This is a genomic window from Roseovarius sp. TE539, assembly GCF_003298505.1.
Taxonomy (GTDB): domain Bacteria; phylum Pseudomonadota; class Alphaproteobacteria; order Rhodobacterales; family Rhodobacteraceae; genus Roseovarius.
Window position 1 is genome coordinate 1 of record NZ_QNGB01000045.1, and the last position, 17,743, is coordinate 17,743.

The 17,743-nt window shown below is 62.0% G+C and carries 17 protein-coding genes; 9 read left to right on the top strand and 8 right to left on the bottom strand.

What is annotated here, in order from left to right; all coding sequences use genetic code 11:
• Window positions 1-52: 52 nt before the first annotated feature.
• Complete coding sequence (locus tag DQW77_RS17175; RefSeq protein WP_113259484.1) at window positions 53-361, bottom strand: isochorismatase family protein; 309 nt, start codon at window positions 359-361, stop codon at window positions 53-55.
• A 91-nt stretch (window positions 362-452) separates the two neighbouring features.
• Here DQW77_RS17175 and DQW77_RS17180 point away from each other — a divergent pair, with 91 nt between their 5' ends.
• The gene (locus DQW77_RS17180) at window positions 453-851 is read left to right on the top strand and encodes a DUF2177 family protein (protein ID WP_113259486.1); all 399 of its coding nucleotides are present in this window, start codon (window positions 453-455) and stop codon (window positions 849-851) included.
• Window positions 852-1,088: 237 nt separating this feature from the next.
• Window positions 1,089-1,400 (top strand): hypothetical protein, encoded by a 312-nt coding sequence (locus DQW77_RS17190; RefSeq protein WP_113259488.1) that lies wholly within the window; start codon window positions 1,089-1,091, stop codon window positions 1,398-1,400.
• Here the strand turns inward: DQW77_RS17190 and DQW77_RS17195 are convergent.
• Window positions 1,382-2,653: a tyrosine-type recombinase/integrase gene (locus DQW77_RS17195; RefSeq protein ID WP_113259490.1), complete on the bottom strand. Its 1,272-nt coding sequence runs from the start codon at window positions 2,651-2,653 to the stop codon at window positions 1,382-1,384. The two genes, DQW77_RS17190 and DQW77_RS17195, sit on opposite strands and share 19 nt — an antisense overlap.
• Window positions 2,654-2,960: 307 nt before the next feature.
• On the opposite strand from DQW77_RS17195, the gene DQW77_RS17200 reads away from it, so the two are divergent.
• Both DQW77_RS17200 and DQW77_RS17210 read left to right on the top strand, forming a co-directional pair.
• Complete coding sequence (locus tag DQW77_RS17200; RefSeq protein ID WP_113259492.1) at window positions 2,961-4,223, top strand: site-specific integrase; 1,263 nt, start codon at window positions 2,961-2,963, stop codon at window positions 4,221-4,223.
• Between the two features lie 653 nt (window positions 4,224-4,876).
• A complete protein-coding gene (locus DQW77_RS17210; protein ID WP_220124989.1) occupies window positions 4,877-6,094 on the top strand; it encodes an FAD-binding domain-containing protein in 1,218 nt (405 codons plus the stop codon).
• Between the two features lie 125 nt (window positions 6,095-6,219).
• On the opposite strand, the gene DQW77_RS18120 is transcribed toward DQW77_RS17210, so the two are convergent.
• Window positions 6,220-6,420 carry a hypothetical protein gene (locus DQW77_RS18120; RefSeq protein ID WP_147095016.1) on the bottom strand — a complete coding sequence of 67 codons (201 nt, stop codon included), beginning with the start codon at window positions 6,418-6,420 and terminating at the stop codon, window positions 6,220-6,222.
• A 167-nt stretch (window positions 6,421-6,587) separates the two neighbouring features.
• Here DQW77_RS18120 and DQW77_RS17220 point away from each other — a divergent pair, with 167 nt between their 5' ends.
• The 3 genes from DQW77_RS17220 to DQW77_RS17230 all read left to right on the top strand — a co-directional run bounded on the left by DQW77_RS17220 (window position 6,588) and on the right by DQW77_RS17230 (window position 10,179).
• Window positions 6,588-7,358, top strand: coding sequence for a metallophosphoesterase (locus DQW77_RS17220; RefSeq protein ID WP_258523905.1), 771 nt, complete (start codon window positions 6,588-6,590; stop codon window positions 7,356-7,358).
• 181 nt (window positions 7,359-7,539) lie between these two features.
• Window positions 7,540-9,741, top strand: a complete 2,202-nt coding sequence (locus tag DQW77_RS17225) for a polysaccharide biosynthesis tyrosine autokinase (RefSeq protein WP_113259499.1) — start codon at window positions 7,540-7,542, stop codon at window positions 9,739-9,741.
• 93 nt (window positions 9,742-9,834) lie between these two features.
• A complete protein-coding gene (locus DQW77_RS17230; protein ID WP_113259500.1) occupies window positions 9,835-10,179 on the top strand; it encodes a hypothetical protein in 345 nt (114 codons plus the stop codon).
• 170 nt (window positions 10,180-10,349) lie between these two features.
• Here DQW77_RS17230 and DQW77_RS17235 read toward each other — a convergent pair whose 3' ends face one another.
• The 5 genes from DQW77_RS17235 to DQW77_RS17255 all read right to left on the bottom strand — a co-directional run bounded on the left by DQW77_RS17235 (window position 10,350) and on the right by DQW77_RS17255 (window position 16,750).
• Window positions 10,350-11,741: a polysaccharide biosynthesis/export family protein gene (locus DQW77_RS17235; protein ID WP_181711327.1), complete on the bottom strand. Its 1,392-nt coding sequence runs from the start codon at window positions 11,739-11,741 to the stop codon at window positions 10,350-10,352.
• Between the two features lie 24 nt (window positions 11,742-11,765).
• On the bottom strand, window positions 11,766-12,401 hold the full coding sequence (locus DQW77_RS17240) for a YjbF family lipoprotein (RefSeq protein WP_113259502.1): 636 nt from the start codon (window positions 12,399-12,401) through the stop codon (window positions 11,766-11,768).
• Entirely contained in the window at window positions 12,398-14,515 is a 2,118-nt protein-coding gene (locus tag DQW77_RS17245) for a YjbH domain-containing protein (RefSeq protein WP_181711328.1), read from the bottom strand. The genes DQW77_RS17240 and DQW77_RS17245 overlap by 4 nt, the downstream gene beginning before the upstream one ends.
• A 163-nt stretch (window positions 14,516-14,678) precedes the next feature.
• A complete protein-coding gene (locus DQW77_RS17250; protein ID WP_113259506.1) occupies window positions 14,679-15,812 on the bottom strand; it encodes a glycosyltransferase in 1,134 nt (377 codons plus the stop codon).
• 407 nt (window positions 15,813-16,219) lie between these two features.
• Window positions 16,220-16,750 (bottom strand): transcription termination/antitermination protein NusG, encoded by a 531-nt coding sequence (locus tag DQW77_RS17255; protein ID WP_147095017.1) that lies wholly within the window; start codon window positions 16,748-16,750, stop codon window positions 16,220-16,222.
• Window positions 16,751-17,022: 272 nt separating this feature from the next.
• Between DQW77_RS17255 and DQW77_RS17260 the strand changes: the two genes are divergently transcribed.
• Together DQW77_RS17260 and DQW77_RS17265 are read left to right on the top strand one after the other, a co-directional pair.
• Window positions 17,023-17,433: a MarR family EPS-associated transcriptional regulator gene (locus DQW77_RS17260; RefSeq protein ID WP_258523906.1), complete on the top strand. Its 411-nt coding sequence runs from the start codon at window positions 17,023-17,025 to the stop codon at window positions 17,431-17,433.
• 75 nt (window positions 17,434-17,508) lie between these two features.
• The coding region (locus DQW77_RS17265; protein ID WP_258523907.1) for a sugar phosphate nucleotidyltransferase at window positions 17,509-17,743 on the top strand (235 nt) is incomplete at its 3' end.

Genomic DNA, 17,743 nt, shown 5'->3' on the forward strand with positions numbered 1-17,743 from the left:
GACGTTTCCATCAGTAACACCTGCTCTTCCTCCGTGCCAAAGCGCACGGATGTTAACAATGCAGGTGGGTCAGTTTTAGATGATCATACCCACCCAAGTGGGTCACTTTTGCATGCCGATTCACAGCCTCCTCGATGGCGGAGAGCACCGGGAAGGCCACGCAGACCTCCGTCACCACCCCGGCGACGATCAGCTGCGTCTTGCCCGTGGCGCTCACCGCGGCCAGGAAGTCCTCGTTGTCCCAGGCGTTGATCTGCCCGGGACGCGCGATGAAGGGCGCGTCGGGAAAGGTCTCTTTCAGTTTCAGCACGATGGGGCCGTTCGGCCCGTGCTCGAAACTCGTCGTCAGGAAGGTCGGCAGGCCGAAATACTTGGCTGCATCGCCTTAGACTCCCCATGCGTGGATGAACAGCCGCACCGGTCTATCTAAATCGAGAGCGGAGGAGAAACGCATGTCCCTACTCGTTCTCGTGGTAGTCACCGGCTTGATATTCCTGGTCGCTGACGCCGTCGTGTTATCGACTGTCATAAGGCCGATCTTCGCGCAGCACTTGGCAGAGACGCTCCGCGAGGGGATACGTCCCCTCCCGGCCGCACTTTTCTACCTCGTCTACATGGGGGGCGTCGTTTGGTTTGCGGGTTGGCCGGCACTGCGCGACGGAACGCCTGCAACAGCGTTTGTCAACGGCGCAATACTGGACTTTGTCGCCTATGGCACTTACGAGTTGACCAGCTGGACGGTGATGCGCGACTGGCACCTCTCGATGGTGGCCCTCGACATGGCCTGGGGTGCCACACTGACTGCAGTGGCGGCCTGGGGCGGGGTCATGGCAGCCCGGGCAATTGGCTGAAAGGATACCCGTGACATTCAGCTGCAAGCGCCGCGTCCAGTGACGAAGCGCGCCCAGTCCTCCATCATCTCCCGCCGCTTCTCGATGAAGTCACTCCGCCTGTAAGCACGTTCTACGTCGCTGCCAACGGTGTGTGCCAGCGCGATCTCGGCCATTTCGCGCGGGTAGTTCGTGCGCTCCGCGGCCGGGTCAATTTTATATCGGCGCTAAGAATGGCACACCAGGTCGCCATGAACGATGGTCGAGGAAATCTGGGCGCACCTTTTTTCTTCGGGATCCTGCATCCTACGCATGACGGTCAGGGCCGACAATTTTTTTCGCGAAAAGCGTAATCGCCGGGCGACTGATTGCTATACAGAAGGTATGAGCCGCACTGACCTGAAATCCCTGCAATCTGCGCACCGGAAACTAGCGGTGCTGGTGCTGCACGATCCAGTTTATCTGCCGATCTTCGAGCGGATCGAGAAGGAGATAGCTTTGGTAAGCGATCAGGACGACGCCATCAGCCGCGCCCGTGCTGCCGCTGCCCTTCAGAAGCAGGTTGGTTGAAGGATCACCTGCAGGTTTTCCAGCGAGGCACCTTTGCCGTAGCGCTCGCGGTTCAGGGCATGCCCCATCAGATCACGCCGCACGCGCTCGTCAACATCCGCTGCAAGCAGCCGGTCCTCGAACGAGTGCCGCAAGCCGTAGAGGGTATGTGCAGGCGTCTCCAGCAGGCCGTGTGTGCGCAGATACTTGTTCACAGTCGCACTTAGACTTGCAGATGTGCGGCGATACCTTGGAAAGCCTTCAGAATTGCCGCGCATCGCCTCAAGCGATACACCGATCAGAGGAATCACGCGCCTTGCATTCCTGCTCTTCAGCTGACGTTCGTGTGGCTCGATCTTGATATACGGAACGTTGCTATCCAGAACGATCTGATCGGCGGTCAGTGATGCCAGCTCGGACGGCCGAGCACCTGTGTTGATCATAGCGAGCAAGATCGCCTTCGCTTCATCGTTCAGCCCGTCCAGCGCACCGGGCGCGAGTAACTCGTTTCGTATCCAGCCGGTCGAGAACGGTGGCCGCGGCCTGGCTTCCCCCTCTTTGAACGAGAGATCGGAGAGCGGCAGAACCAGGTTCAGCCGCTTCATCTTGTTGACCGTCTTCAGGACGTTGCCAAGATGGATCAGATCCTTGTTGGCACTGTTCGCAGTCAAGTCCTGAGCTTCCATCCTTTCCAGCCACCATCCGCGAAAGTCGAGCATGTCGTCGCCGGTGATATCGGCGAGAGGCTTGTCGCCGATGACAGCGATGAAGTTCTTGATCGCCTTTTTCCTCGGGTTTTTCCAACTGCGCATCTGATCGTCGCTTTTGCCGCGCAGTTGATCGGCGGTAAGATCCCAATACAATTCAAGTGCACGGCTGACAGTTATTTGTGGTTCCTGTGCACCCCCGAGCAGCGCCTCGGCATCGCGAAGGTCCGGATCTGCATCTGTGCCACCCACGGCCGCAATACGCTCTAGCAGTTCATCCTTGGGAAGCTTTGCCACCTGTTCTGCACGCAGGTATCGAAAGCCCCGAGCCTTGGCCAGGTCATGGGCTGCAGAAAAGCGTTGTTCAGCATCGGCAGTGTCGCCGGCGAGCTTGGCTTCCCATCCTTCTACGAGCGCGTCCCATGCTGGCCCGGCCTTGCGCTCGGCGACTGTAGGGCTGTCGGTATGCAGAGCCAGCCATATGAACTTGCGCGGCTCGACCGACTCATACCGCTTGGGCACCCGCTTATAGAGCGACAATGTCTTCCCGCGCTTCTTGATGGCCATGTTGCAACACTCCCAAAATTCCAGGGACAAGTATTAAAAAATGTATAGCACAAGCGGCCCCATCAACAATGATAAGAAGCCAAATTCTGAATTTTCTTTTTTATTTCAAAAGTCTATCTAAAATCTTTGGAGACACGGTGGCGGAGGAGGTGTCTGCTGTTGATAAGCTGTAGCTTATTTCAGGAAGATGAAAATAACAAATAAAAACAATATCTTATATTAAAAATAGTAAGTGCCTGCTTGAAATTGATCGCACCAGGATGCACCTCATAGGGCATCGCGTTGATGGGAAAGTTGATAGTAAAGGATGCCAAAGCAGGCACGAGAACTCAAGGCAATTCAAGTCAAGAATTTATCTGCTCCGGGACTGCATGCAGTGGGTGGGGTGAGCGGTCTGAACCTGAGTATCACCGAGGCGGGTGCGCGGTCTTGGATACTCCGGTCGACTGTGCAGGGCAAGCGACGCCATATCGGTCTGGGACCTTATCCCGAGGTAAGCCTAGCGGAGGCCCGAGAGCAGGCAGCAGAGATGCGCCGCCGGATCCGGGCCGGACGTGACCCTGTCGAAGAGCGAAGAGCCGAACGCGCTGCACGCGCGGTCGAAGTTCGGGAGGAAACCACCTTCGAGACAGCGTTCCTGCGCTATTTCGAAGAAAAGGTTCAAATCGAGCGTTCCAATCCCAAGCATGTCAAACAATGGAAGTCGACGATCGTTACCTATGCCTTTCCGGTGATTAAGGATAAGCCAGTCTCCTCGATCAGCATGGAGGACATCCTCGCAGTTCTCAGCCCGATCTGGAGCACCAAGAACGAGACGGCATCCAGGGTGCGGCAAAGGGTCGAGGCCGTGCTGGACTGGTCCCGGGCGATGGGTTTCAGAGAGGGCGATAATCCAGCGCGGTGGAAAGGGAACCTGCAGCAGGTTCTGCCGGCTCCCAGCAAGATTCAGAAGACTGGCCGCCGACAGCCCGCTATTGCCCTCGATGAAGCAGCCGACTGGTTCGGGGCATTGCAGAGTCGCAAAGGGATGGCGGCGCTTGCTCTCCAGTTCCTCACCCTGACCGCGTCGCGCTCCGGGGAGTTACGCGGTGCGACCTGGGAAGAGATCGACCTGGCGAAAAAGATCTGGATCATTCCCGCCGAGCGGATGAAGGTTGCGCGCGAACATCGCGTGCCCCTTTCGTCTGCGGCGGTGGACCTGCTCAAGGTTCTGCCGAGATATCCCGAATGCAATTATGTGTTTCCGTCGCCAAGGGCGAAGCAAATGTCTGACATGGCGATCTCCGCCGTGATGCGCAGGATGCAGGCGGATGATGTGAAGGCGGGGCGCGCTGGCTTTCTCGATCCTCAATCGCGCAGCCCGGCCGTGCCGCACGGCATTCGCTCCACTTTTAGGGATTGGGCCGCGGAGCGCACGAACTACCCGCGCGAAATGGCCGAGATCGCGCTGGCACACACCGTTGGCAGCGACGTAGAACGTGCTTACAGGCGAGGTGACATGGTCGAGAAACGGCGGGAGATGATGGAGGACTGGGCGCGCTTCGTGTGCGGGTCATCCGAAAAGGGATAATCTCGATGCAGGATTGGTGCAAAACTCTTGTCCCGCTCGACATGTCGGTGGAGAGCAGTCGGTCGTTGTGAATGCGAGGTATTTTTGGCTGCTTTGATTAAGGCAGTCATTCAAATGATGGACTACCGGGGCTCTGCAAAAATCCTTTTTTAACGGGAGCCCGCCAACGCCTCTGCCATCTTGTCCCGCACAACGAATTTCTGCGGCTTGCCGGTGATGGTCATTGGCCAGTCTGCGACAATTCGGAAATGCCTTGCAATCTTGTAGTGGGCGATCTGCCCCTTGCAGAAATCCCTTTGGGTGTTCAGTCCCAGGCCCTTGTTGTGCCTGTGATGGGATGCGTTCCGAGACCTCCCCTTGCTCGTATGAAGCAATGGACTCTACGGCCAGCCGCTGAGAGTGCGCAGGAGGCGCAGTTTGCCCGGCGCGCAGCTGCCCGTCACAAATCGTCGTCATCGAATCCTGTGAAGATCTCTGCCGGCCGCACGCGCATCCCGATGGGCGGGCGACGTTCCGGACAGCATGCATGCCGACGGATGCCGTGCCCCCGGAACCGACAATGGCCGGCCGCGCCGACTGAGGGGCAAGGCCGCACCGCATGCATTGCCTTCGCGCGGCACCGCGATACGTCACGCCGCGAACAGGAGATCGAGATGCCCCACACCGAGGCGACCCGTGCGGCGGGCACGCAAATCCTGGCCGGCTTCACCCGGCGCATGGGACGGCGCTATGCCGACCGGCGCAACACCGACCGCGGAGTCGGGGCGCATCGGGATGTCTCGACGTTGTCCCCCTACCTGCGGCGCAGGCTGGTGACGGAACGCGAAACGGTCGCCGCGGCCCTTGCCGCGCATGGCTCCGAGGCGGCAGGGAAATTCATCGAGGAGACCATCTGGCGCGGCTATTTTAAGGGCTGGCTGGAACGTCGTCCCCACGTCTGGACCGCCTACCGCGCCGGGCTGGAGCAGGACCTCGCGACCCTCGATATCGACCGCCGCCTGAGGCGCGACGTGGCGCGCGCCGAAGCCGGCGAGACAGGCCTAGCGTGTTTCGACGCCTGGGCGCGGGAATTGGTCGAGACCGGATATCTGCACAATCATGCCCGGATGTGGTTCGCCTCGATCTGGATGTTCACGCTCGAGTTGCCCTGGCGGGTGGGCGCAGACTTCTTTTATCGCCACCTGCTCGACGGGGATCCGGCCTCGAACACCCTGGGCTGGCGCTGGGTTGCCGGACTCCACACGCGTGGCAAGCCCTACAAGGCGCAGGCCTGGAACATCGCGCAGTTCACCGATGGCCGTTTTGCCCCGCGGAATGGCGATCTTGCGCAGGACGTGCAGGGGCTGGCGCATCTGGAACCGGACGGCCTGCCCGATCTCCGGCCGCTGCGCGCGCCCGTGCGTCCCGCGCCGCATGTGCCCACCGCGCTTCTGATCACCGAAGAGGACTGCCGCGTCGAGGATTTCGCGCCGGCGGCCCTGGATATCCGTGCCACCGCCACGCTGACCGCCAGCCACCTGCGTTCGCCGCGTCCGGCCTCCCGGGACGTGGCGGCGTTCGAGACCATGGCGCTGGCCGATGCCGCCAACCGCGTCGGAGGTGCGGCGACACGGATGGGCGCGGGCGTGCCCGCCGACCTCGCCCGCTGGGCCGCGCGGGCCGGCGCGCGCCAGATCGTTACCCCCTACGTGCCGACCGGACCTCTTCGCGATTGGCTGGACGCGGCGCGCCCCGCGCTGACGGATGCAGGCATCACCATGGCCGAATGGCAACGCCACTGGGACAGCCTGATCTGGCCGCATGCCACCGCAGGGTTCTTCAAGGTCAAGAAGCAGATCCCCCGCATCCTCCAGGAAGCGGGCCTGGCATGATCCGGATTGCGGTCCAGGATGCGCTTACACGGATCGGTGGCTGAGACAAGAAAACCGCGGCAGGCAGAACGCCGAAAGAGTCGGGAACGAAAGAGCGCAGCGACCGCTCGGCGTCGCCGAAGCCGTCAGGGGAGGTTCGAGACATCCGAACAGCCGGGACAGGTGGATATTCCGCGCACCGGCGGCATGATGCGGCGCGCGAGGCGCAGACCATGGCACGAGGACCACACCGGACCCACGGCCGGGCATTCAAGGCGAAAGGGGTGATTGCCGCGATCAAGAGTGACACGATGCGGATCGAACTGGCGCAGGCGTTCGACGGTCATCCGACCCGCCTCGCGGATTGGCGGCCCCGCACATTCACCAGCGATCACCGGCGTCACCCGGACGTCTCTTCACCCTGACGATGGACACGCTCATTTGTGTGTGAAATCCAGCAGGTTCAGTTGCATTCGGCGAAAATTGACGGTTGATTACGTTCATGAAAAGAGTCGTGTCACGGATCATTGGCAGAAACACGGGGCAGGACAGAGACGCTCCGGCGATCCCGCCGCCGCAGCCCGAAGAAACCTTCGTCGCGGTGGGCGATCTTCATGGTTGTCCCGATCTTCTGTGCAGGCTGGGCCTGATGATCGAGCAGCAGCATTTCGGAAGTCCCATTGTTTTCCTGGGTGATTATGTCGATCGTGGCGAAGACACACGCGGCGTGCTGGAACTGCTGATGGGGAGTTCTCCGGAAGGCTCACAGCCCGTGACCTGCCTGATGGGGAACCATGAACTCCTGCTGCTCGACTTTCTGGACGATCCCGCTCGGGGCGCGCGTTCGTGGCTCAGGAACGGCGGATTGCAGACCCTGGCGAGTTTCGGGGTGGCGCCACCCGCCGGTGGCATGGACAATCGGCCGGCCCTCGAGGCGCTTCGCGATCGGTTGGCCGCGGCCATGGGTGACCGCATGATCGACTGGTTGCGCGACCGGCCCCTGACATGGCGCAACGGGAATGTCTGGGCCGTTCATGCCGGGGCCGACCCGATCAAGCCCATGGAGGCACAGGACCCCGAGGTTCTTCTATGGGGGCATTCCCGGTTTCACCGGCAGCCGCGCCAGGACGGGCAGTGGGTCGTCCATGGTCACTCCGTGGTGCCCGCGCCGGAGATGCGGGACACGCGCATCGCGGTTGACACGGGAGCCTATGCGACCGGGGTGCTGAGCGCCGCCGTGATCTCGAAAGAGGACGTACGCTTTCTCCAGGCCGGGAACGGATAGGCGCGGCCGGCATGCCGTGCGGACTATCGCACAAGCCGGGGATATGCGACAGCGACCGCTGGTTTCACTGTTCCGGGAGGCCAAGCCCGTAGAAATTGCAGTTTCCGGTATGAAAACCGTTCCTGACAGGATAAACCCTGTTTTTGATACATGACTGTTTGCGCCAGGGTTCACGATCATCATGAAAGAGACGCATATCACGGAAAAGGCGTCCCAGACCGCCCGGTCGCAGATGCCTGCCGATGATGATGAAATCGACCTGATGGAACTTGTGCGCGCCCTGTGGCGCGGCAAATGGATCATCGTGCTATCGGTTCTCGCGGCGATGTCTCTTGCTGGTTACTATGTTTTTGGAGTTGCCGTATCGGAATACCGGTCGACGGCACAATTGACTCTTGAAATGCGCACCAAGCAGGTGGTTGACATAGAAGGCGTGATTTCGGGGGCATCAACGGAACAGGCGGCCCTCAACACTGAAGTGGAAATCCTGCTTTCGCGCAGGATTCTGGGCCAGGTGGCGGATGCGCTTGATCTTGTCGAGGACCCCGAGTTCAATGCCGCCCTGCGCTCGCCGCCGCCGCTTGAATCGGTCAAGGCGGCTGTCCTTGGATGGACCAAGGATGTCCTGGCAGAATTGGGGCTTGATGACCTGGTCGGACAGGCCGCGCAGGGCGAAGGCGTTGTAACAGAAAACGAGACAATGGACCGCGAGCCGACCTCGGCGCGTGACAGGGTCATAGGAGGTTTGCGGAACGCCCTATCCGCTGCGGTGCAGCGTAACACGTATGTCTTTACCATCAGCGCCACGACCCAAGATCCGAATAAATCGGCGCAAATCGTCAATACTTTGTCCGATGTTTATATCCAGGACCAGATCGCGGTCAAGTTCGAGGCCACGGAGCAGGCCGTGGCATGGCTTTCGACACGTGTGACTGAACTGGAACAGGAGTTGCGGGAAAAAGAGAACGCGCTAAAGGCCGCCACGGCCGAAACCGATCTGACCAGCCCTGAAGCGCTGGAGGCGCAAAACCTGCAGGCCAAGGATCTCCGTGACCGGTTGCAGGAGATGCGTGGCCGGCTTGCGCAAACCGAGGCACGCTTGGGTGAATTGCGCAATACGCAGGACCGCGCAACCATCGTGGAAATGACCGATGACCCGACACTGCAACAGCTTCTCGCGCAAATCAGGGACGGTGCCCAGGAGGCCACGCAACTTTTCGATCAACGCCTGCAGACGCTGGTGACACGCGCCAAGGCGGAACGTCAGCGGCTGGGGAACCAGGTTGATGCCTTGGCCGCGTCCTACGAAAAACTGCAGGACCGCATCGACCGTCAATCGGAGGATCTTGTACAGATCCAGCAGATGCAGCGCGAAGTGGAAACAACCCGCACGCTCTACGAGACCTTCCTGACACGGCTCAAGGAGACGACGGTGCAGCGGGGGCTTCAACAGGCTGACAGCCGGGTCCTCTCGGATGCCACGCCTGGCGGACGAGTGGCGCCCAGGCCTGCAAGGATATTCGCCCTGGCGATGGTTCTTGGCGCGATGATCGGTGCCGGCTTCGTGTTGTTACGCCAGTTTCTGCACAATACCTTCCGCACTACCGAGGAGCTCGAAGCGGCAACCGGTATACCGGTGCTTGGCCAGATCCCGAAGATCCCGATCAAGTCGCGCGACAAGCTGATCGGATATCTTCAGGACAAGCCGACCTCGGCCGCGGCCGAGGCCATACGCAACCTTCGAACCTCTATTCTTCTATCCGATGTCGATGCCCCGCCAAAGGTTGTGATGTCGACCTCCTCTGTTCCTCGTGAAGGCAAGACAACCCAGGCCGTCGCCCTGGCCCAGAACATGGCCGGTCTCGGCAAGAAGGTCCTGCTGATTGAGGGGGATATTCGCAGGCGCACGTTTTCGCGATATTTCGACAACACGCCCAGTGGCGGCATTATCGCGGCCTTGTCGAACGAGGTCGCCCTGGATCAGATCGTTTTCTATAACGAGGAACTCGGCGCCGATGTGTTGATGGGAGAGAAATCGCGGGCCAACGCGGCGGATCTTTTCTCCTCGGACCTGTTCCGGAGTTTCCTGCTTCGCGCGCGCGAGGCTTATGATTTCGTGGTCATCGATACCCCGCCTGTCCTTGTGGTGCCCGACGCCAGGGTGATCGGCCAACAGGTCGACGCGATCATATATACCGTTGCCTGGGACAAGACGGATCGCAGCCAGGTCATTGCCGGCTTGCGCGAATTCGAGTCGGTCAATCTGCGGGTCACCGGGCTGGCCCTGGCCCAGATCGATCCCAAGGGCATGCGCCGCTATGGATATGGTGGCAAATACGGCGCCTATTCAGCCTATGGGCGTGGCTATTACGAGGCCGGATGACGTGCATCGGGCCGCCAATCAAGCCTTATTCATTCTTTCAATTTCATGCTCAGCGTGTATAATGCCAACAACTGAAAAGAGAGGCAATTGACCATGAAATGTTTTGCAAAACCATTGGCCGGACTCATCATGGGCGCGGCTTTGTCTCTCCCGGCGGTGGCACAGCAGAGTTTCGATCAAGCACCGCTTCCGGGGGAAACCGCGCTTGAATACGCGACACGCGTTGATGCCTGCGATGGCGCGGTGGTCCAGGATGCGGAGTTCATCGCCAACCAGACGCGGATCCGGGTGTCCTGCCCGCGGTCGGCGGCGGCTGACACCGCGGACGGCATGACAGGTGGCCTGGGCGGCGGCGCGGTCGCGATCGTCGGTGGCCTCCTCGTCGCTGTGTTCGCATTGAGCGGGGGCTCCTCGGGCTCGACACCCTCGACGAACTGAGGGCGGGGCGTCAAATTTCCGCCACATTTCTCAGGTAGAAATAATTGGTGTTCCAAGGGTTATTGTTTCCAGTTCAGATCCGGCGCCATCTTCACGGAGATGGCGCCGGTTTTGTTTCGGGCGCCGCGCAAACCGCCACTCATGAGGCGTGACGCGACCGGTCTCGCGCATCAATCGACAGCAGCGCGACCAGCGGTATTGAGGAGCACCGGAAGAACCTGCTGGAATGCGCGGCCCCATTTGGTGATCGGCTGTTCCTCCACGAACACGATGTCATTGGGACGCATCTGCAGGCGTGTCGCGAGGGTCACGTTCACCGTGTTGGCCGCGTCGAGATGCCAGGCGGTGACAGCCCCGAACTCGGCCGGGTTGGTGGAAGGTCGCAGCACGTAGATGTTCGAGGCATCGCCGGTGCGTGTCGGAAACCCGCCATTGCCGAACAGAACATCCGCCAGCGTGGTTTGTTGTTCATAGGGCAGGGCGACACGGGTTTGTTCCGAAACCTCGCCGACCAGGTAAATATGGTCCCGTGCTTCTGCGCCGAACTCCGTACGTGCCCGGAAATTCGCGCGCTGTTCCTCGAGCATGCCGCGACGCAGACCGATTTCGGCCTGCAGCCGGTCGATCGTGTCGGACCGCGCCTGGTTGCGCAGGCTGATGATGTCGATTTCGGTTTGATAGAACTGGAAAGCCCGATCGAGATCGTAAGTCGTGTCGACGAAGATCGCATCCCCATTGGTCAGACGCAGCGTCTGAAGGTCCGGCCGCTCCAGGTAATCCTCGTAGGGAATCTGGTAGAGCGTGCCATCGCGATAGATCCGGATCGAGGCGAACTGCTCGTCCTTGATGGCCAGGCCGCCGGTGGCCGTGAGCGCCTCACCCAGGGTCAGCGGCACCAGCGTGATCGGCACGCGTGTCGCGTTGCGCACGGCGCCGCCCACCGTCACGCGTTGGGAATTGAACTCGCTGACTTCGAGTGAGAAGGCCGGATCCACCTGGTTATCGAGCAGGAACCTGAAGATCTCGTCCTGTGCGTTCTGCAGGGTCAGCCCGCCAATTTCCACGCGACCGATATCGGGTATCGAGATCGCCCCGTCATCGGAGACGGTGTAGCCCTGCCGGCGGGTCTGCGCGGCCAGCAGGCCGCTGAGCCGTTCCACGGAATCACCGTTCTGCTTGGTGGCCAGGAGAACCACATCGCCGACACCGATCCGGTAGGGCCGATCCGGCACGTCCGGCGGTGGCCGCAGCTGAAGACGGCCCGGGTTTTCATTGGGGACCTGCGGTGCTTCGGGCAGGGCGCCGAGGCCGGGCCCTTGCCGGCCGCTGGCCGCAGTGAAGAACTCTCGCGGGAGATTGCGCGGGCTGTAGGGTGTGCGGTTGGCCATCACCACGCTTTCCGGGGTCAGCTTGATCTCGCGCACATCCATGTCCGTGCCGGCCGCACGGCTGACGGTCGGGCTGGTGTAGACCACACCGCATCCCGCGGGCAGCAAGAGTCCTGCCGTCAGGGCCAGACCGATGGCCGTGCGGGTCAGAAGCGAAGCCTTGGGAGTAGTCATCCTGTCCCCTCCATTTTGTTCTCGTTAGCGCAGCACGCGCTCGGTTTCCATGGCGCCGATGCTCGGGTTGATCCATTGACGCGATTTCATCACGGTTCCGTTTCCGTCCAGCCAGTAGATATTGGTGAACCGGGTCCGGGGCGAGGTGCATGTCTCCTCGATCCGGTGCAAGCGGAGCGGTGTTTGGTCGATCGTGACCTGCCGATCCGTGCGCCCGGTGCGCCGGCATTGGTAGGTTCGAAACACGGTGCGGTCCTCGCCATCGAGATACGAGCGGAACTGCGGATAATACCCGTCTCCGGGCGCGCCGCGCAGCATCGCCAGCGTGTTCGTGACGTCGCTGGTCATCACGTCTTGTCCCAGGCCCCGCGTCTGGGCCAGCACCCCCTCCCGGAAGGTCAGGGTGATGCCATCGAGTGTCTGCCAGACCGTGGCATTGCGGTTGCGGGCCACCGGGGCAAGGGTGGCCTCTGCCCCGGTCGCGGGCAGCGTGACACGAAGCCGTTCAGGCCCGACGGGCGCGGGGGCGACCGCCGCCACGTTGCCTGTCAGCCCGAGCGTCTCGGTCACCCTGTCGCATCCGGGCGCCAGCAAAAGCAGCATGGCGGCAGCCAGAAGAGCGGGGCGTCTTGCCATAATCGGGGGTGTGCTGCGTGTCATCGCCAGAATTTCCCCCAGCCGTCCTGCAGGTCCGGTTTCTGCAAGGGCCGGACCCGTTCATAGAGCCGATCGCGCACATTGAGACGCGCACCGCCGTCGCGGGTTACCGGACGGATCGTGGTGCTGTAGCCGGACTTGCTCGGCTCGCCCGTGAGCCAGGAGATCGGCACGGTGATGCGCAGGCCCTTGTCGAAGGAGCCTTCCCCGAAGGTGTCGAAGGGCACATCCGTCAGGGTGGCGAAGGCACCGACCTTCCAGCCGTTGTTGAACTCCCGGTCGAGCGAGAAGGTTGCCCCCCAATCTCCCGCGAGATAACGCCCGGCATCGATCTGGGCATGAAAGCCATTGCCCATGTCCCAGTAGGCCGAGACATGACCGGTCGCGACGTCGTAGCTGCGGAAACCGAACATCTGGTCGTAATCACGCTGCTTGACGTAATTGGCCTCGATGCCGAGCGCGAAGGCGCTGTCATTGGGCTTCCAGAGCAGTTCCGACGACAGACCACCGAACATCGGCTCGAGATACCCCAGGCTCACCCGTCCGTAGAGATCCCGGCCGGGCTTGAAATAATACGCCCCGGTCAGATCGGTGAGGGCCGGATCGCCCTCGATGTCGTAGAGGCTGAAATCGCTGCGCACACGCGGCAGGACCGAGTTCGACCGGCGAGTCGCCTCGTCGCGATTGCCGATGATCCGCTTGCGCAGCGTGCCGGAAAACTCGAGCCCCGGGGCCGGTTCGAAGCGCGCCTGCAGCTGCGCGCCGAAATCCGCCCGCACGGGATTGTCGGGGTCGAACAGGCTGGGGCTCAGATAGGGCGTGAGCCCCCAGTCGAAACGCGGATAGCGCTCCGGGGCGGGGGCCATGCCGGCCCCGGCCGCGGCGATGCGCGTGCGCGCAAAGCTCCGCCAGCTGCCATCGAGATGGTGCTCGAGCGCGGCCATGTCCTGGCGGCGCAGGCGCAGCTCCGAGACCGGAATGCCGTTGGTGACGGGGATAATCACGAATTGCGTGATGTCGGCCGGCATCTGCCGCGACAGAACTCGGGCCGTGCGCCCCACCGCCTGGGCTTCATGGGTATAGGTGGCGTTCTCGATCTCGATCCGCACCGTGTCATCCGCGCGGCGCATCCCGTGCAGGCGCACCCCCTGGCCCGCGAGCGCGTCGGCCACCCGCCGGCGCAGCGTGGTTGTCTCCTCGACACTGTCCGGCCACGAGACGCGCGGCACGCGCGTCTCGGCGCGCAAGGGCGGCGGGGCGGGCTCGCGCCCGCCGGTCGCGGTCGGCGGTGCCTTGGGGTTCAGGGCCGCTGTCACCTGAACGCCGAGCTCGCTGCCGTAGAGGTAGCGCAGCGACAGGTCGATATCGGGGCGGATGGCGTAGCGCGCCCCGAAATTCAGCTGCGAGTCGCGCTCGAAGGCCGTGGGCGTCTCGTCCGGGTTGGCATCCGAGGAATATTCGGCGGTGAAGGAAAGTCGCTCGGTGGCCTGCCATTCGAGCCCGCCGAACAGCGCGGCGTCGCCGCGGAAGAACTCCGCCGCCTCCACTTCGCCGCCCTTGCCGGCATCCCGCGCCGGGCGGCGATCCCAACGGTCACCGAAGACCGAAAGCGGGTTCGTGAAGCCGCCGCTGCTGCCCAGCCGGCCCCATCCCATCCCGGCGCTGAAGCGCAACCGCGGGGTGATGGTCTTGGTGGCGACGATATATTCCGAGGCATAGACGCCGGTTCCGAGAAAATCGTTGAGCCCGACGGCGAAGGCTGGGCGCCAGCCGGATTCGTCGAGAAGCCGGTAATGCAGCGAAAAGCTGCGGTCATAGAGCGTCCCGGTGCGGCCGGCGAGATCGTCCAGGACCGAGTAGCGGAAACTGCCCGACAGGCGTGGGGTGATCTGGAAGGTCAGCGTGTTGCGGGTCTGGCCGGCAAAGCTGCTGGTGGTGAACGCCAGCTCCCCGTCCGGACGGCTCAACGCCACGGGCATGTCGATCAGCCCGGGGTAGCCATAGCTGTTATAGCTGGTCTCCAGCGTCGGGTCGGCGCCGGAATGGAACGGCACGCTTGCCAACAGGATCGCAAGCAGGCCCGTTCCTGTCGTTTTTTTTGTTGCTCTGCGCCTCATTGGTTTTCTGTAACGGGGCGACGGCATTATTACACCAGAAACCTCCGGGAAGTCTCCCATTTTGCCTGTGGACCGTTGTGTATGAGTCACGCAACCGTGTGCGAGTCCATGTCCGGACTCAAACCCTTTGCATGCGGAGCGGGGCGGGGCGACGATTCGCATGTCAGTCCTCCGGGTTCGTGCGGCCGGCCGGCCGGAGGGGTGACAGGCCGAGCAATCGCGACAACAGCCCCCTTCGGCCGAGCAGCGCCACATGTCTGTAAACCCGGAGATAAATGAAGATGATCACGAAGATCCCCAGGAGCGTTCCCGTCATGCTGGTCTGAAAGACGAGCATCAACAGCACCGAGGCAATCGGCAGCGGCAAGACCAGCACCGTCGTCAGGGAATTCGGCCAGGTCGGCAACTCGGGTCTGTAGGCCAGCCGCCTGGCCCGACCGCGGAACAACAGGCTGTGCAGATGCAGCCTGTCGGCCTTGCCGGGATGCGCGTTTCGGCGGTTCATCCGCCGCTGGATCGTGATGAGCATCTCGATCACCGGATAGGCAAGCGCGAGCAGGCCCAGGAACATGGTCAGCTCCGGGTGGCGAAGTGGCAGCAGCAGCGCGACGACTGCCAGCAGGACCCCGGTCATGTAAGCGCCGCCATCTCCGAGAAAAATGCATCCCAAGGGAAAATTGACCACGAAGAACCCCGCCAGCGCTCCGATGCAGACAAGGCAGATCGACAGGAGCATGAGATCGCCATGGGCGCCGGCCACGGCGGCAAAGCCCGCGAAGACGATGATCGCGGTGCCCGAGGAGAGCCCGTTGACACCGTCGATGATATTCAGGGCGTTGGCGATCCCGGCAATCAGGATGGCGGTCAGCGGGATGGCGATCCAGGGGATCGACAGGAGCAGGTCCAGCCCCGGAACCCCGGCCTTGTCAACGTGATGTCCGGTCAGCAGGCAGAAGGCGAGCCCGGCAAGGAGAGAGGCCACGAGGCGCATGCGCGCGGACACGCGATTGGTCAGGTCCTCGGCCAGTCCGGCGCCGAAGGCGGGCAGCGCCGCCAGGCAGATGCTCCACCACAGCCAGGCCGCCTCCCCGGCAAGGGTCAGCCCACCGGCGACCAGCCCCAGGAAGACAGCCAGCCCGCCGATCCGCGGAACCGATTTGCCGTGCAGTTTCTGGACCTTGGCCTGGCTGTCATGGGTCAGATGGCCATGCAGCCGTTGTGTGGCAATCAGGATGAGGGCCATGGTCAGTGCTACGAAGAACGCCGAAGCAATCTGCAGTGACCAATCCGGTACCATTCAATCCATCCCTGCCGATCAGGAGGTTTCTGTCCGTGCTAACGCTGCGTCAAGATCTGCGCCCAGAAATGCGTGCCTCGCTCCGCGTTTTGACTAACAGCCCTGATGCAATTTGCACGTGACAAGTCCGGCACGGACAGGTCTGGCTTGCAGATCAGGCGAGTAGGGTTGCAAAATTACAACCAATCTTGCGGTCATGGATGCGAAGTGGCGTCATTTTGTGCGTGTGAGCCAGCCATTTAGCACCAAATCGGCCTCCAGGAGTGTAGTTTTCTCAAATGACGCGCGAACATAGAATGTAGAATACAGTCTTAGGATGTAATTAGCCCATTGCTGACCTTGATGAGCATATTTCGACCAAAGCCCCGGGGCACCGTGCAGGGCCTGTGCAAGGGCAGGCGGGGGTGTCAGAGCTTTGGCCTGACCTGGTCCGGGGTAAGCGTGACCCGGGTTTTCCGGCCAAGCATGTCGAGAAGCACGTGGATCCGTTTCTCCGCATCGATATGCTCGATCGTGGAGATGAAATCGCGGAACGGGCCGGCGGCGATGCGGATCTCATCCCCCACCGAAAACCCCTGTTCGGGGCGCAGCAGACCTGACTCGTCGCAGCGCTGCATGAGCCCGGCGACCAGATCGGTGGGCACACGCGCGGGCCCGGCGCCACCAAACCCGATGATCCGCGCCACGCCCGGGGCGTTCTGGATCCGGTCCCACCTGGCGCCGTTATCGCTGTTGCTGAAGAAGATGTAGCCGGCGAAGATTGGCCGCGTCTCGGGCCGGACCCGTCCGCGCCAGCGCCGCTCGGTCACGTGCTGCGGCATGAACAGGTCCAGCCGCAGGCGGTTGAGGTTGCGCATTGCGATGTGATTGCGATTGGGCTTGCACAACAGCAGATGCCACTCGGACGGGATGAACTGCGATGATCGGAGCGATATCATGGGCACCTCGCCGTTTCGTTCAGGAGTGAACGAAACGGACCCGCGTTGCAACCCGTCGATGAACTGATCATCCGTGACACATTTGCGATAGACGGTTTTCAAACCCAGGATTTTGCGCTAGGACGTTCCGTGACTGGTTTTGGATCGGTAAAAACCCGGTTTAATCAGGGCCATGAGGGTTGATACCCCCTCAACTGGCGGTGCGTGAGCCTGCGCGATTGCAGGCAGGGCGCCGCTCAAGCTGGATGGCCCTACCCTTAATTTCGGACAAAATGACGCGATCGCTTGATGAAGATATCTGTTTCCGGGTGCTGCGGGTCTTGCAGCAGCGCCCCACGATCAGCCAGCGCGAGCTTGCCGCGGAACTCGGGATTGCGCTCGGCCGGGTCAATTACGTGCTCAAGGCATTGATCGAGAAGGGTTTCGTGAAGATCGGCAACTTCTCGGCAGCCCAGGACAAGCGCCGTTACGCCTATATCCTGACCCCCAGGGGCTTCACCCGGAAAGCCATGATCACGCGGCGCTTCCTGGCCCGGAAGGTTGCCGAATACGAGGCCTTGCAAGCCGAAATCGAAATGCTGCGCGGCGAGCTGGGCGCTGTCACCGACGGCGGAACACAGGGACATGGGGCCGGCGAGGGCGGGGCCAAGGGCGCCGGTCCGGATCCGGCCGCCGGCAGCTGATCCGCCGGCCGGGTGACCCGGGCAGGGCAATGATCAAGATATCGAGTGAACAGGGTGTGAAGATGGGGGCGGGTCATGCGTAACAGGGTCACCAAGGCAATTTTTCCGGTGGCGGGTCTGGGGACCCGGTTCATTCCGGCCACCAAATCGGTGCCCAAGGAGATCATGACGCTGGTGGACCGTCCGCTGGTTCAGTACGCGATCGACGAGGCGCGCGCGGCCGGCATCAAGGAATTCATCTTCGTGACCTCGCGCGGCAAGGGCGCGCTGGAGGATTATTTCGACAACGCCCCGCAGCTTGAGCAGGAGC

Coding starts and splice junctions, on each gene's coding strand:
- DQW77_RS17180 (WP_113259486.1), top strand. CDS start 453: ATGTCCCTACTCGTTCTCGTGGTAGTCACCGGCTTGATATTCCTGGTC.
- DQW77_RS17190 (WP_113259488.1), top strand. CDS start 1,089: ATGGTCGAGGAAATCTGGGCGCACCTTTTTTCTTCGGGATCCTGCATC.
- DQW77_RS17195 (WP_113259490.1), bottom strand. CDS start 2,653: ATGGCCATCAAGAAGCGCGGGAAGACATTGTCGCTCTATAAGCGGGTG.
- DQW77_RS17200 (WP_113259492.1), top strand. CDS start 2,961: ATGCCAAAGCAGGCACGAGAACTCAAGGCAATTCAAGTCAAGAATTTA.
- DQW77_RS17210 (WP_220124989.1), top strand. CDS start 4,877: ATGCCCCACACCGAGGCGACCCGTGCGGCGGGCACGCAAATCCTGGCC.
- DQW77_RS18120 (WP_147095016.1), bottom strand. CDS start 6,420: ATGACCGTCGAACGCCTGCGCCAGTTCGATCCGCATCGTGTCACTCTT.
- DQW77_RS17225 (WP_113259499.1), top strand. CDS start 7,540: ATGAAAGAGACGCATATCACGGAAAAGGCGTCCCAGACCGCCCGGTCG.
- DQW77_RS17230 (WP_113259500.1), top strand. CDS start 9,835: ATGAAATGTTTTGCAAAACCATTGGCCGGACTCATCATGGGCGCGGCT.
- DQW77_RS17235 (WP_181711327.1), bottom strand. CDS start 11,741: ATGACTACTCCCAAGGCTTCGCTTCTGACCCGCACGGCCATCGGTCTG.
- DQW77_RS17240 (WP_113259502.1), bottom strand. CDS start 12,401: ATGACACGCAGCACACCCCCGATTATGGCAAGACGCCCCGCTCTTCTG.
- DQW77_RS17245 (WP_181711328.1), bottom strand. CDS start 14,515: ATGAGGCGCAGAGCAACAAAAAAAACGACAGGAACGGGCCTGCTTGCG.
- DQW77_RS17250 (WP_113259506.1), bottom strand. CDS start 15,812: ATGGTACCGGATTGGTCACTGCAGATTGCTTCGGCGTTCTTCGTAGCA.
- DQW77_RS17255 (WP_147095017.1), bottom strand. CDS start 16,750: ATGATATCGCTCCGATCATCGCAGTTCATCCCGTCCGAGTGGCATCTG.
- DQW77_RS17260 (WP_258523906.1), top strand. CDS start 17,023: ATGACGCGATCGCTTGATGAAGATATCTGTTTCCGGGTGCTGCGGGTC.